The sequence below is a fragment of the Paraburkholderia sp. CNPSo 3272 genome (genome assembly GCF_024206495.1).
Taxonomy (GTDB): domain Bacteria; phylum Pseudomonadota; class Gammaproteobacteria; order Burkholderiales; family Burkholderiaceae; genus Paraburkholderia.
In genome coordinates, this window is the sequence record NZ_JAMBPQ010000043.1 from 1 (window position 1) to 12,769 (window position 12,769).

At 65.6% G+C, this 12,769-nt stretch carries 13 protein-coding genes; 8 read left to right on the forward strand and 5 right to left on the reverse strand.

What is annotated here, in order from left to right; genetic code table 11:
* Window positions 1-16: 16 nt before the first annotated feature.
* Together sfnG and msuE are read right to left on the reverse strand one after the other, a co-directional pair.
* Entirely contained in the window at window positions 17-1,120 is a 1,104-nt protein-coding gene (sfnG, locus tag M3I53_RS31805; RefSeq protein WP_254319790.1) for a dimethylsulfone monooxygenase SfnG, read from the reverse strand.
* A gap of 26 nt (window positions 1,121-1,146) precedes the next feature.
* Entirely contained in the window at window positions 1,147-1,716 is a 570-nt protein-coding gene (gene msuE, locus M3I53_RS31810; RefSeq protein WP_254319791.1) for an FMN reductase, read from the reverse strand.
* 437 nt (window positions 1,717-2,153) lie between these two features.
* Here msuE and M3I53_RS31815 point away from each other — a divergent pair, with 437 nt between their 5' ends.
* Together M3I53_RS31815 and M3I53_RS31820 are read left to right on the forward strand one after the other, a co-directional pair.
* Window positions 2,154-3,380 (forward strand): acyl-CoA dehydrogenase family protein, encoded by a 1,227-nt coding sequence (locus tag M3I53_RS31815; protein WP_254319792.1) that lies wholly within the window; start codon window positions 2,154-2,156, stop codon window positions 3,378-3,380.
* Window positions 3,377-4,483 carry a sigma-54-dependent Fis family transcriptional regulator gene (locus M3I53_RS31820; RefSeq protein ID WP_302057923.1) on the forward strand — a complete coding sequence of 369 codons (1,107 nt, stop codon included), beginning with the start codon at window positions 3,377-3,379 and terminating at the stop codon, window positions 4,481-4,483. Before M3I53_RS31815 ends, M3I53_RS31820 begins: the two co-directional genes overlap by 4 nt.
* A gap of 36 nt (window positions 4,484-4,519) precedes the next feature.
* Here M3I53_RS31820 and M3I53_RS31825 read toward each other — a convergent pair whose 3' ends face one another.
* Window positions 4,520-5,788 (reverse strand): acyl-CoA dehydrogenase family protein, encoded by a 1,269-nt coding sequence (locus M3I53_RS31825; protein WP_254319793.1) that lies wholly within the window; start codon window positions 5,786-5,788, stop codon window positions 4,520-4,522.
* Window positions 5,789-6,154: 366 nt separating this feature from the next.
* The gene (locus M3I53_RS31830) at window positions 6,155-7,060 is read right to left on the reverse strand and encodes a LysR family transcriptional regulator (RefSeq protein ID WP_254319794.1); all 906 of its coding nucleotides are present in this window, start codon (window positions 7,058-7,060) and stop codon (window positions 6,155-6,157) included.
* Window positions 7,061-7,155: 95 nt separating this feature from the next.
* On the opposite strand from M3I53_RS31830, the gene M3I53_RS31835 reads away from it, so the two are divergent.
* Window positions 7,156-8,445: an MFS transporter gene (locus M3I53_RS31835; protein ID WP_375542612.1), complete on the forward strand. Its 1,290-nt coding sequence runs from the start codon at window positions 7,156-7,158 to the stop codon at window positions 8,443-8,445.
* Window positions 8,446-8,603: 158 nt separating this feature from the next.
* Here M3I53_RS31835 and M3I53_RS31840 read toward each other — a convergent pair whose 3' ends face one another.
* Complete coding sequence (locus M3I53_RS31840) at window positions 8,604-8,828, reverse strand: hypothetical protein (RefSeq protein ID WP_028205419.1); 225 nt, start codon at window positions 8,826-8,828, stop codon at window positions 8,604-8,606.
* A 387-nt stretch (window positions 8,829-9,215) separates the two neighbouring features.
* Between M3I53_RS31840 and M3I53_RS31845 the strand changes: the two genes are divergently transcribed.
* The 5 genes from M3I53_RS31845 to M3I53_RS31865 all read left to right on the forward strand — a co-directional run bounded on the left by M3I53_RS31845 (window position 9,216) and on the right by M3I53_RS31865 (window position 12,712).
* Complete coding sequence (locus M3I53_RS31845; protein ID WP_254319795.1) at window positions 9,216-9,851, forward strand: LysE family translocator; 636 nt, start codon at window positions 9,216-9,218, stop codon at window positions 9,849-9,851.
* Window positions 9,852-9,947: 96 nt separating this feature from the next.
* Window positions 9,948-11,036: a DMT family transporter gene (locus tag M3I53_RS31850; RefSeq protein WP_254319796.1), complete on the forward strand. Its 1,089-nt coding sequence runs from the start codon at window positions 9,948-9,950 to the stop codon at window positions 11,034-11,036.
* 113 nt (window positions 11,037-11,149) lie between these two features.
* On the forward strand, window positions 11,150-11,551 hold the full coding sequence (locus tag M3I53_RS31855; protein ID WP_254319797.1) for an SRPBCC family protein: 402 nt from the start codon (window positions 11,150-11,152) through the stop codon (window positions 11,549-11,551).
* 301 nt (window positions 11,552-11,852) lie between these two features.
* The gene (locus M3I53_RS31860) at window positions 11,853-12,272 is read left to right on the forward strand and encodes a hypothetical protein (protein WP_254319798.1); all 420 of its coding nucleotides are present in this window, start codon (window positions 11,853-11,855) and stop codon (window positions 12,270-12,272) included.
* A gap of 173 nt (window positions 12,273-12,445) precedes the next feature.
* A complete protein-coding gene (locus tag M3I53_RS31865; protein ID WP_254319799.1) occupies window positions 12,446-12,712 on the forward strand; it encodes a hypothetical protein in 267 nt (88 codons plus the stop codon).
* Window positions 12,713-12,769: the final 57 nt, after the last annotated feature.

A 12,769-nucleotide genomic window follows, 5' to 3' on the forward strand; every position in this document is an offset into this window, starting at 1 on the left:
CCCGCCCACACTTGCGTCAGGCGGCCTGCTTTTCGCGCTGCGCCTCGAGCTCGCGCACGAGCGGCAGCACCTTCTGGCCGAAATACTCGACTTCCTCGATGAAATGCAGGAAGCCGGTCAGCACCAGGTCGACCCCGATCGACTTGAGCTCGACGATGCGTTCGGCAATCTGCTGCGGCGTGCCGATCAGGTTCGTGCGAAAGCCGTCGTTGTATTGAACGAGATCCTCGAAGGTCGACTTGGCCCAGTTGCCCTCGCCTTCCGGCGACGCCTTGCCCGCCTCCTTGACCGCATCGCCGAACGCGTGCACCGCCTCGACGTGCGCATGCCTGATGATGTCGTCGAGCACGGCCTTCGCTTCCTCTTCGGTATCGCGCGCGATCACGAAGGCATTGACGCCGATACGCACCTGGTGATTGTTCTGCGCCGCCTTCGCACGGATATCGTCGATCTGTGCCTTGAGATTCTCGGGCGTGTTGCCGTTCGTGAAATACCAGTCCGATACGCTCGCCGCGTTGTCGCGCGCCGCACGCGAGCTGCCGCCCTGGAAAATCTCGGGATGAGGCTTCTGCACCGGTTTCGGACTCAACGTGTAGTTGTTGAAGCGGTAGAAGTCGCCCTTGAACGTGAAGTTGTCCTCGGTCCAGATGCCCTTGAGCGCGCGGATGAACTCATTCGAGCGGCGGTAACGCTCGTCGTGCTCGAGCCACGGTTCACCGATCGCGGTGAACTCGCCCTTGAACCAGCCGCTCACGACGTTGATCGCTATGCGGCCGTTCGAGATGTGATCGATGGTGGCGATCTGCTTGGCGACCACGGCCGGATGCCACGGCCCAGGCAGGATCGCCGCGAGCACCTTGAGCGTCGTGGTCGATTGCAGGAGCGCCTGGCTGAATGAAACCGACTCGTGTTGGTACTCGGCGCCATATCCGGCCGTGAAGCGGATTTGGCTCAGCGCGTATTCGAAGCCCGCGCGCTCGGCGGTCTGCGCGAGACGCTGGTTGTACTCGAGGCTCCAGTCGGTGCGCTGCTCGATCGTGCTGACGACAAGGCCGCCGCTCACGTTCGGCACCCAGTAGGCGAACTTGACGGCGTCCCCGGTTTGGGTAGTCTGGCTCATTGGAGGTTCCTTGAATGACTTTGAATTCAGACGACAAGCGCCGCGGTGACGTTTTCCGCGCGCGCAACGAGTTGCGGGACCGCACGGTCGACAGCCAATGCGATACGAGTGCGCAACGCCTCGCTCGCGATCTCGTAGCGATCGAAATCGCTTTGGGCGGCGTAGACGCCGACCGGCAGCGTGCGTGCCTGGAAGAAGCTGAAGAGCGGACGCAGCTGGTGGTCGATCACGAGCGCATGACGCTCGCTGCCGCCCGTGGCGGCCAGCAGTACCGGCACATCGATCAGCGCCTCGTGATGTACGAGATCGAACAGATGCTTGAAGAGGCCTGTATAGGAGGCGCGATAAACCGGACTCGCCGCAATTACGAGGTCAGCTGTCTCGATCGCGCGGATATGTTCTTCGATATCCGCCGGCGCCTGCGAACGCGTGAGCGCACCGGAGAGTCGCCCCGCGATCTCGCCCAGATCGATCACGCGGATTTCGACAGGCAGCGCGGCCTCCAGCGCGGACAGTAGCGAGTGCACCAGTACCAGCGTGCGCGACGGCCGCTGCAAGCTGCCCGACACTGCGACGATCTTGTATTTCTTGCTCATGAGGATTCCTTCGTGAATCGGGACGTGCCTGATAGGTCCCGTCATGAGCTAAAGGCAAGGAGCGTGCCAAATCGCGCGACCTTACCTCTCACAGCTCAGCCGCTGACATAGCAGCCGTTTCCGTCGTCGAGCAGCCTCTCGAGAAGGGGAAATGCACCTGATAAGCACATCCCGAAGACACTCGGATCGATATGCCAACATGTGATGACGCACCGGCAACAATGCTGCTGCTTCGCTGCTTCCCACGCAGCAGCGCCGGTTCATCACATGAATGGAGGCGCGCAGGACGCATGGCTTCGCGTCTCGATGCTGCTCTCGCAGCAGCCTGATTAGGTTATGAGAAATGGTTGCTTCTCTCGTCGGCCAAAACCTTGAACACTGTGCTGATCCAGCAGCACGCACGCGCGTGCATGGCTGCTTCAACCAATCACACTGCGATGGCTTCCCTTCCCCTACCGTTGCCGCTGGCCGAAGCGCCCGAGGACGTCCGGGCCGTCCTGCAGGACGAGTCGCCCCTGGGCGTCGCCCGGCATCTTGCCGGGCGCTTCGCACAGACCGCCGCGGAGCGCGATGCGCGCGGCGGCACACCCAAGGCAGAGCGCGACGCGCTGCGAGCGAGCGGCCTGCTCGCCCTGAGCATTCCGACCGTTCACGGCGGCCTCGGTGCGGACTGGCGCACAACTCTGAACGTCGTGCGCGTGCTCGCGAGCGCCGACAGTTCACTCGCCCACCTGTTCGGATTTCATCACCTGATGCTCGCCACGGTCCGTCTGTTCGGCTCGCCGGAGCAATGGCACGCGCTGTTCGAACAGACCTCGCGGCACCGGTGGTTCTGGGGCAACGCGCTCAATCCACTCGACGAACGTACGCTGGCTCATCCGCGCAGTGGGTGGCTCGAATTCAGCGGACAGAAGAGCTTCTGCTCGGGCGCGCTCGACTCGGAAATGCTGATCGTCTCCGCGCGCCACGCCGAAACCCGAGCGTTTCTCGTCGCCGCCATCCCGACCCAGCGAAGCGGCATTTCGATCGCCCAGGACTGGAACAGTTTCGGCCAACGCCAGACCGATAGCGGCTCCTTGACGTTCGAACAGGTCCGCGTCGAGCATCACGAGATGCTCTCGGACCCGGGACCGCTTTCGTCGCCGTTTGCGTGCCTGCGGCCGCTCATTGCCCAATTGATACTGACGAACATCTATCTCGGCATCGGCGAAGCCGCGTTCGAAGACGCGCGGCACTACACCCTGAACGAAGCACGGCCGTGGCCCGCGGCGAAGGTCGCTGGCACTGGCGAGGACCCGTACATCCTGAGCCAGTACGGCGAGTTCTGGCTCGGGCTGGAAGCCGCACGCGCGCTCGCGGACAAGGCTGCCGCCGGGCTCGACGGTGCATGGTCGCACGGCACCCGCCTCGGCGCGGCCGAACGTGGAGAACTGGCACTCGCCATTGCGAGCGCAAAGGTCGCCGCCGCGCAAACGGGCCTCGACATCTGTACGCGCATGTTCGATGTCGCCGGCGCCCGCGCGACCCACGGCGAGCTTCGGCTCGACCGCCACTGGCGCAACCTGCGCACCCATACGCTGCACGATCCGCTCGCGTACAAGCTCCGCGAGATCGGCGAATGGGCGCTCAACCGAACCTATCCCACGCCGAGCTTCTACTCATGAACCACCCGCTCCCCCACGCATGGTCCGACGATGCCGAAGCCAACGGCGAGGTGCCCGTCCTGACGCTGCCGCACAAGCATTCGCTGACCACCTCGATCCGCGCCCGCGCGCAGGTGTTCGTCGATCCCCGGTCAATCGAACTGCTCGAGCGCATCCAGCTGGTCGCGCCGAGCGACGCGAATATCCTGATCATCGGCGAGACCGGCACCGGCAAGGAACTGATCGCGCGCCACGTACACGGGCTGAGCGAGCGGCGCGACAAGCCGTTCGTCGCCGTGAACTGCGGCGCTTTTTCCGAGACGCTGGTCGAAAGCGAACTTTTCGGGCACGAGAAAGGGGCCTTCACGGGTGCGTTCCATGCCAAGCCTGGCTGGTTCGAAGCGGCCAACGGCGGCACGCTGTTCCTCGACGAAATCGGCGACTTGCCACTGTCCATGCAGGTCAAGCTGCTGCGCGTGCTGCAGGAGCGTGAGGTCGTGCGGCTCGGTTCCCGGCGCGGCATCCCGATAGACGTGCGCGTGGTGGCGGCGACGAACGTCCACCTGCAGCACGCGGTGGCGGCCGGGCACTTTCGCAGCGACCTGTTCTACCGGCTCAACGTCGTGCAGCTCGCCATTCCGACGCTGCGCGAGCGCACCGGCGACATCCTTCCGCTCGCTCGCTACTTCATCGAGGACTACCGCGGCCGGCTCGGTTACGGGCCGGGCACGATCTCGCCGCGCGCCGAGCAGAAGCTCCTCGCGTACAGCTGGCCGGGCAACATTCGGGAGCTTGAGAACGTGATCCATCACGCGCTGCTCGTGAGCCGCCACAACACCCTGCAGGATGGCGACCTGCACCTGTTCTCGTCCGGCATCACGGCCCCGGCTGGTGCGAGCGCGAGTGCGCCGAGCGGTCCGCACCACGCGCTCGAATCGGCGCTGCTCGAACTCTTCAACGGTGAGCACGAAAATCTCTTCGAACAGATCGAGGACATGGTGATGCGCACCGCATTCGAGTACAGCCACCGCAACCAGATTCAGGCCGCGAGGCTCCTCGGCATCAGCCGCAACGTGTTGCGCGCGCGGCTGATCCGGACGAAGGAAATCGCGGCCCTCAAATAGCGGCGCCGTCCAGCTGACGGCACCGCGCATTCGCGCTCAGGCCGCCTTCTGCACAGACGCGGGACCGGCGCCGATCGCCCAGACGTACGGTGGCTCGGTGCCGTTGATTTCGCGATCGCCGACGATGCGCTCCTTGAAGACGATCGGATTGTGCGAGGCCGCCGTGCGGGCGTTGCGCCAGTGGCGGTCGAGCCGCTTCTGCTCGCTCGTGCCCGATGCGCCGAGCGCGTTGAACAGCAGCGTGGTAGCGCGCAGCACCAGATCGGCGATCGCACTCTGGCCGCGAGCGGAATCGAGTTCGGCATCGACATTCGCTGCGTGCTCGGCCTCCTCGTCACCGCCGAAACGCGCCTCATACGCGCGTTGCGAAGCTAGCGCCGCACGCACCGCTGTGGCCTCGGCCGCGAACACGAGCGACGAGACCTGGCCCACGACCTGTTGCACCTGCGGATCCTGCGCGAACGAAGGCGCATTGCCGTGGCTGAAGATACGCCGGCGCGAACGCACCTCCTGCGAGATGTCGCGCAGCGCGGCCCGGCCCGTGCCCGCGAGCACGGCCAGCAGCACAAGCTGGTAGAACGCGGTCTGGTATTTGAAGCGCGTCGAAAAGTCGATGATGTCGATCTCGTCCACCTCGGCGCCGACGAATGTGGTGGTGCCGCTGCCCGTCGTACGCTGGCCGAAACCGTCCCAGTCATCGTGATGCGTCACGCCGGGCTGCCTTGCCCGTACGGCCGCGATCACGTCTTCTCCCGTGTCGTCGCGGCGCGCAAACACGTCAATCCAGTCAGCGAAGATGCTGCCCGTGCTGTAGTACTTCTCGCCGTTGACGACCCAACGCGCGCCATCGCGCGACACGCGCGTGAGCACGTCGCCGATCGCCACGCTGCCGATCTCGGTCCAGGCGTTGCCAACCAGTTCGCCGTCGACAAATCGCTTGAACCAGACGTCGCGCGCCGGCCCGGGCTCCGCATTGAGCCGGTCCTCGACGAACGCGAAGTGGCCGCGCAGTGCCTGCGGCAGGTTCGAATCCGCCTCGGCCAGTTCGATCAGTAGCTGAATCAGTTGCGGCAACGAAGCCCCCGCGCCGCCATGCTCAACCGGCACGCGAACGGCGCCGAACCCTGCGGCCTTGAGCCATTCGATCTGCTCGTAAGGCAGGCTACGATCGCGCTCACGCTCGAGCACGCCCTCTGCTATGCGGGCGAAGATAGGTCGAAAGCGTGAGGCGAGACGCTCGTAATCCGTACCGAGAGAAAGAACGGGAGCAACTGCCACCGTGCTGGCGAAATTCAATGCGGTCATAGGGGCTCCAGGTATCGGCTTGATGGGTGGCCCGTGATTGGGCCTCGCTGTCTACCGATAAAGCAGAAGCCATGCCAATCCTTTTTGGGGAAACAGGTGTAAGCGCAACGGTAAAACGGTGTGCAGGTTGCTGGCTGAGAAACAGCATGCTGCTGATTCCGTGCTGGATTTCCAGCGGTTCACGACTCGCGGGCGCGATTTGCCCCGAGGCGACTCATGCGAAAGGGAGAAACCGCGGGGCGCCAAAGGTCCCGCGGCTGCGTTACTGGCGCGGGGCTAGCCCGCGCACGACGGTGAACTCCGGGCTGGTGTTGCAGAACCCAAGCGAACAACGGCGGCCACGCCTGAGCGCCAGGTAACGCACCGTCACGCCACCTCGGCCATCTCCAGCTTGTTCGCCAGCGCATCGCGGATGAGCGCGACCGGCCGCACGAGACGCCCCGGCAGCGCCCCGTGCACGAGCCACACATTCAGGCCGGATCGGAAGTCGGTCGCGTCGATGATCTGCAGCTGGTCGCGCAGCGGGCTGCGAGCGAGCGCCTGCGGCGCGGCGAGCCCGACGCCCATGCCGCGCGCGACCAGCGAAAGCTGCAGTTCGGAGCCGAAGGCTTCGACCGCGACGTTGAACGGCAGACCCGCCATGCCCATGGCGCGGCTCAGCGCCGAGCGCATCCCGCAGCCGTCCTGGTTCAGCACCCACGGATGGTGCGCAAGCGCGGCGAGCGTGGTGGGCTCGTCGGGCAAACCAAACGAGCGCGCCGCGACGACGAGGGTCGGCGTGTAGCCGAGCTGAGTCGCGACCACGCCCTCCGGCGGCATCACTGCGGCGGGCAGGAGGATTACGGCCGCATCGAGACGCGCGCGCTCGACCTCGTCGAGGAGGCCTGGCGACCAGCCCGCCCTCACACGCAGCGTCAACTTGGGAAATTCGCCGCGCAATTGATCGACGGGCTGTTCGAGCGCGAGCTCCGAGAGAAACGGCGGCACACCGAGCTTGAGTTCGCCGACCGGCTCACTCTCCGGCGAGGCGACCGACATCAGGTCGTCGACCGCGCGCAGCACCGAGCGCGCGAGGCCGTACACCTCGTTGCCAGCGGCCGTGGGCTTCAGCGGCTTGCTCTGGCGGTCGAGAAGCTCGATGCCGAGCGTCGTCTCCAGGTTCTGCACGCGGCGCGTGAGGCCCGGCTGCGTCAGGAACAGCCGCTCAGACGCCCGCACGAGCGAGCCGCTTTCGACCACCGCTACGAAGGCTTCCAGATCTCGGGTGTTCACAATAACTCCGCATAAAGATTATCGCGATAATTCAATTGTCGCATAACGTGGCGCTCCCTACGATAGGTGAACCTGCCACGTTGCGGAGCCACTGGATGGAGCACCCTGCTGAACCCTGTACGCGCGTGATGGCGCGCGAAGCCACCCCCGGGAGCCACGCTAATCACGCCACTCACGCCACGCTCACGCTGCCGATGACGCTGTTCTTCGCGGCCGCAGTCGGTGTGATCGTCGTCAATCTGTCTGCGGCCCAGCCGCTCGCCGGGCTCGTGAGCCAATCGCTGCATCTGCGCCCGAAACTCGTCGGCGCAGTGGCCATGCTGCCGCAGCTCGGATACGCGGCCGGCCTGCTGCTGCTCGTTCCGCTGTGCGATCTGCTCGAGAACCGGCGCCTTATTTTCCGCACCCTCCTCGCCTGTTCCGGGTTTCTGGCCCTCGCGGCACTGGCGCGCTCGGGCCCCCTCTTTCTCGCCGCGGCATTCCTTGCGGGGGCGACCTCCAGCGTGATCCAGATGCTCGTGCCCATGGCCGCCTCCATGGCGCCCGAAAGCCGGCGCGGACGGGCAGTGGGCAACGTGATGAGCGGCCTGATGCTGGGCATTCTGCTGTCACGGCCGCTCGCGAGCCTGATCGCGGGAACGCTGGGCTGGCGTGCGTTCTACGGCATCGAAGCGGTGGCGGATGCCCTGCTCGCCGTGGTTCTCTTTCTGCGCACGCCGCGCCGCACGCCGACCGTGAAGGCGCGATACGCCGATCTGCTCTATTCGCTCTGGACGTTGCTGCGCACCGAACGCGTTCTGCGGCGCAGCGCCTTCCTCGCGGCGCTTGCGCTGGGCGCCTTCTCGGCGTTCTGGACCGCGGTCGCCCTGCTGCTTTCGCAGCCGCCGTTTTCGCTCGGCATGAACGGCGTTGCCGCGTTCGCACTGGCGGGCGCGAGCGGCGCGATCGTCACGCCACTAGCGGGCCGACTGGGCGACCATGGCGCGGGGCGCCCAGTTCAATACGCCGCGCACGCGACGATGCTCGGCGCGGTCGTACTGCTGGGCGTGGCGGGCGCGGGCTGGGGAGGCTTTTCGCCCGCCGCCCATCCGGCGTTGGCGCTTGGCCTGCTCGTTGTGGGCGCGGGTGCGCTCGATGCGGGTGTCATCGCCGACCAGACGCTCGGGCGGCGAGCGGTCAACCTGCTCAACCCCGCCGCGCGCGGCCGGCTCAACGCGATTTTTGTGGGGATGTTCTTCGTCGGCGGCGCCGCCGGCGCGCTCATGGCCGGCGCGGCGTGGGCCACGGCGCGCTGGAGCGGGGTGTGCCTCGTCGCCCTCGGCTTCACGGTCGCGGTCATCGCGCTGGGCTTCGTTTATCGCGCGTCGCCGGCTTCCGGGCGCTAGGGGTCCGCCCGGTGGGTGGTCCAATGGCAAAGCCGCGGCTGGTCCAGCCGCGGCTTTGCTGTATCTGTACTGCCACTCGCGTATCGAATTGATACGCAGCCATACGAAGCGATGCGCGCCCGACTCCCGGTCAAACCGTCATGCGCGCGGCGATGTGCTCACGTCTGCTGATCCGACCCGTCCGCGGGCTGCGCGGTGTTGTCGTCGGCGGGCTTTTCGTCTTCCTTCTTCTCGACTAGCTGCTCGACTTCCTTGGCGCCCTCGAAACCGGCAACCGCGGCAGCTGCCTTGGTCAGGAAGCCCGCATTCGGATCGAGCTTCTCGGCGCCTTCCACAGCGGCTACCGCACCGGCAATTTCACCCACCTTGTCCAGAATGCCCATTTCACCCCTCCAGTTGAAACCCGCTCCGGGCTGATGAGGCGACGTCTCGCCTCCCGTGCGCCGCTCCAGCGAGCGCGCCGCCTCATTGTGTGCCTGCGCGATGGCCGCATCAATCACTAACTCATTAATCTGACAATGATTAAGGATGTCACATACGAACGTATATTGCGATGCGTCAATTGTTTGACTATAGTGAGGTTGTCTCCTCCATGTCTCCCTTGGCATGGTTCAAGCCCGCATTCGCTGCGGGCTTTTCTTTTTCCTGCCTCGCGTTTTCAGCGGACGCCGGTTCGTCGCCGGCCTGCGGTCCGCGGCCAGGCGCGCGCCGTCCGCTGGCATAATCGTCCCTTTCGCCGTTTTCCAGCCCTCTTTGATCTCGCCGCTGCAATGACTCTGCATACCTGGTGGCTGTTCCTCGTCACCGTCTTCGTCGTCTGCGCCATCCCCGGTCCCAACATGCTGCTCATCATGTCGCACGGCGCGCAGTACGGACTGCGCCGCAGCAGCGCGACCATGGCCGGCTGCCTTTCCGCACTGGTTCTGATGCTGGCCGTTTCGGCGGCCGGACTCGGCGTGTTCCTGCAAGCGTGGCCGACCATGTTCAACGCGCTGCGCTTCATCGGCGCTGCGTACCTTGTCTACCTGGGCATCAAGGCCTGGGGCGCACCCGTGCCCGAGGCTGCCGCGGACGTTGCCGAACCTGTGGCCGCGCGCCCCCTGCGCTCGCCGCTGGCGCTCTATCGCAACGGCTTTTTCGTCGGTGGCAGCAACCCCAAGGCGATCCTTTTCGCGGCGGCGCTCCTGCCGCAGTTCATCGACGCGACCCGACCGGTGCTGCCGCAGTTCGGTGTGCTCGTCGCGACCTTCGCCGTGTGCGAAGTGAGCTGGTATCTCGTCTACGCGGGTTTTGGCACGCGCATCGGCGCGACACTCAAGAGCCGCCGCGTGGCAAAAGCGTTCAATCGCGTGACGGGCGGCGTGTTCGTCGGGTTTGGCGCGATGATGGCTTTGATTCGGCAGTAACGCTGGCTAAGGCGGCGCGATCAACGCGCAGCCCGCTTGCGCGCCCATCGTGCTTCTTTTACGCTCTTTTAGACCTCTTTTCGCTTCGAGTCTGCGATGAAGTCCCATCGGCATACCATCTTCATGGCGCTGCTCGCGGCGGCCCTGTTCGGCATCACCACACCGCTCGCCAAGGCGCTGCTCGGCAGCGTGTCGCCGTTCATGCTCGCGGGGCTCTTCTATCTAGGCAGCGGCTCGGGGCTCGCGGTCGTACTGCTGCTACGGCGTCTCCTCGCGCGCCGCGGCGCCTCAAGCGCCGCACATGGGCCCGGACACGACCCACTGCGCCTGGCTGAACTGCCATGGCTTGCCGGTGCTATCGCCGCGGGCGGCGTGGCCGCGCCCGCCCTGCTCATGCTCGGCCTGAACAGCACGCCCGCCGCTACCAGCGCGCTGCTGCTGAACCTCGAAGGCGTGTTGACGGCGCTCATCGCCTGGGTCTGCTTTCGCGAAAACTTCGATGCGCAGATCGCGCTGGGCATGCTGGCGATCGTGGCGGGCGGTGTGCTGCTCTCGTGGCCCGGCGCGCATGCCGGCGCCGTGTCCGGCATCGCGCCCGGCGCGCTGCTCGTCGCGCTCGCGTGCCTGTGCTGGGCCGTCGACAACAACCTCACGCGCAAGGTCTCGACCAACGACGCGATGGTCGTGGCCTGCACCAAAGGGCTCGTGGCCGGACCGGTGAATATCGGCATTGCGCTCGCCGCGGGCGCGCACTGGCCCGCCTGGCAGGCGGTCAGCGGCGCCATGCTCGTGGGGTTCACGGGCTATGGCGTGAGCCTCGTGCTGTTCGTCGTCTCGCTGCGCCATCTCGGGACGGCGCGCACCGGCGCTTATTTCTCCGTGGCGCCGCTCTTCGGCGTGGCGCTGTCACTGCTGCTGTGGCCGGAGCGCCCGGCGCTCGCCTTCTGGCTCGCGCTCGCGCTGATGGCGTTCGGCGTGTGGCTGCACGTGCGCGAACGTCACGACCACGCGCACACGCACGAGCCCCTCGAGCACACCCATGCGCACCGGCACGAGGAACACCATCAGCACGAGCACGATTTCGCGTGGGACGGCTCGGAGCCGCACACGCATGCGCACCGTCACGCGCCGATCACGCATAGCCACTCGCACTATCCCGACGTGCACCATCGGCACGCGCATTGAGGAGGCACGCGTCGCAGCCGCTGCCGTCGCAAACCACGTCAAGATTTCCCAGGACCGCCGCGCGTGGCGCGCGCACGCTGCACTCGTCACATAAAACGAAGGAGACAAGTGCGATGGCTACTGTCTACCGCGACATTCCCGTTGAAGCCGCAGCGCAGGACGTCTGGGCCGCGCTGCGCGATCCCGCCAATGTCGACCGTGTGTTCGCCGGCGTGCTGACCGACGTGCGCATGGAGAGCGACGTGCGATGGGTGACGTTCGCCGACGGCACCGTGATTGAGGAGCGCGTAATCGGCGTCGACGACGCGCGCATGCGCCTCGCCTACAGCGTGTGCGGCGGACGCTTCGAGCATCATCACGCGACGCTTCAGGTCGTACCGGATTCACCGGCTTCACCCCAACGTTGCCGCGTGGTCTGGATCAGCGACTTCAAGCCCGACGAGCGGATCCAGATGGTCGAGCCGCTCACGGATGCGGGCTGCGCGGCGCTCAAGCGCAATCTCGCCCGACGATGAGGACCGCCGCCGCGCGGTAGTCATAGAGAGTCGGCACGCGCGCTCGCGCTCGCGCTTGTGCGCCGTGCGCTCTGCAGACGGCGGCGTCCGCGTCGATGGATGGACTCCTTTGTAGTCGCGCCGACCAAATTTGATTGTTGTGGTCGAGGTCGACAGTTAGTTGCATAATTGGGCCGCAGCCAGTCTGACAAAGGCACGACTCGGGGCCGTGCTGGCGCAGAACGCACTGTGCGACGGCGCCCATACCGGCACGCCAATTGCGGCGACAATAGTGCCAGATGACTCAACATCGGGAGCCGCAATGCGGGCAGGTAAATTAATGTTGGCCGTGCGCTGCATCGCCGTTTGCACGGGCCTTGCTGGGACATCCGCGGCACACGCCGCCGGCACCTTCGACGGTGACTGGAGCGTCACGCTCACATGCCCCCAGGGCGCCGGCGAGACACCGGCCTACCGATATCAATTCCCCGTCGAAATCCAGCAAAACGTCCTTCACGGAGAACACGGCGAACGGGATGCCAGTGGCTGGCTCACGCTGGACGGCAAGCTCGAACCCGATGGGTCCGCCACGCTCGTCGCCCAAGGTCTGACCGCCTCATCCCGGCACACCAACACTCGAACGCCCTATTCGTATGAAGTCAGCGCGCAGTTCGACGCGACTTCTGGCAGCGGCTCGCGCACGACCGCGAGCAAGTGCGATTTTGTGTTCGTAAAGGAATGACCGACGAGAATGGCTGGCGGCCCGAACCAATCCCGGCGCCAGAAAAGAAAAAGCCCGCTGAGAGAGCGGGCTGAATCCATATCAGGAGGAGACATGGAGGAGACGAGTCAAGTATAGGGTTTTCCCCTAAGCTGTGCAACTGTTTTTTAACGGCGGGAGCAACAGGTTCAGGGATGACGCTCGAGGCCGTCGCCGATGCGCTCGTCGATTTCGTGCTGCGGTTGCAATCGCAACGCAACTTTGCCCCTGCACTCCTGGATATCCGCAGCGGTAACGGCGACCACCGCAAGCGCTTTTGCGAAGCGATGCGCGGCGGCGTCGCCGGCAGCCTGCCCCGGGCGAAAGCGCATCTCAAACCGGCCAGGGCTCGTGCCGATCCATATTCTCAAGGGCGTCGCCGACGTCGCCAACGAAGAACTTTCGGCGCGCGGTGCTCATGACTGAACTGCGTGATCTCGTGCGCCTATGTCTCGTTTCGACTCCGGAGCGCGCTGGCG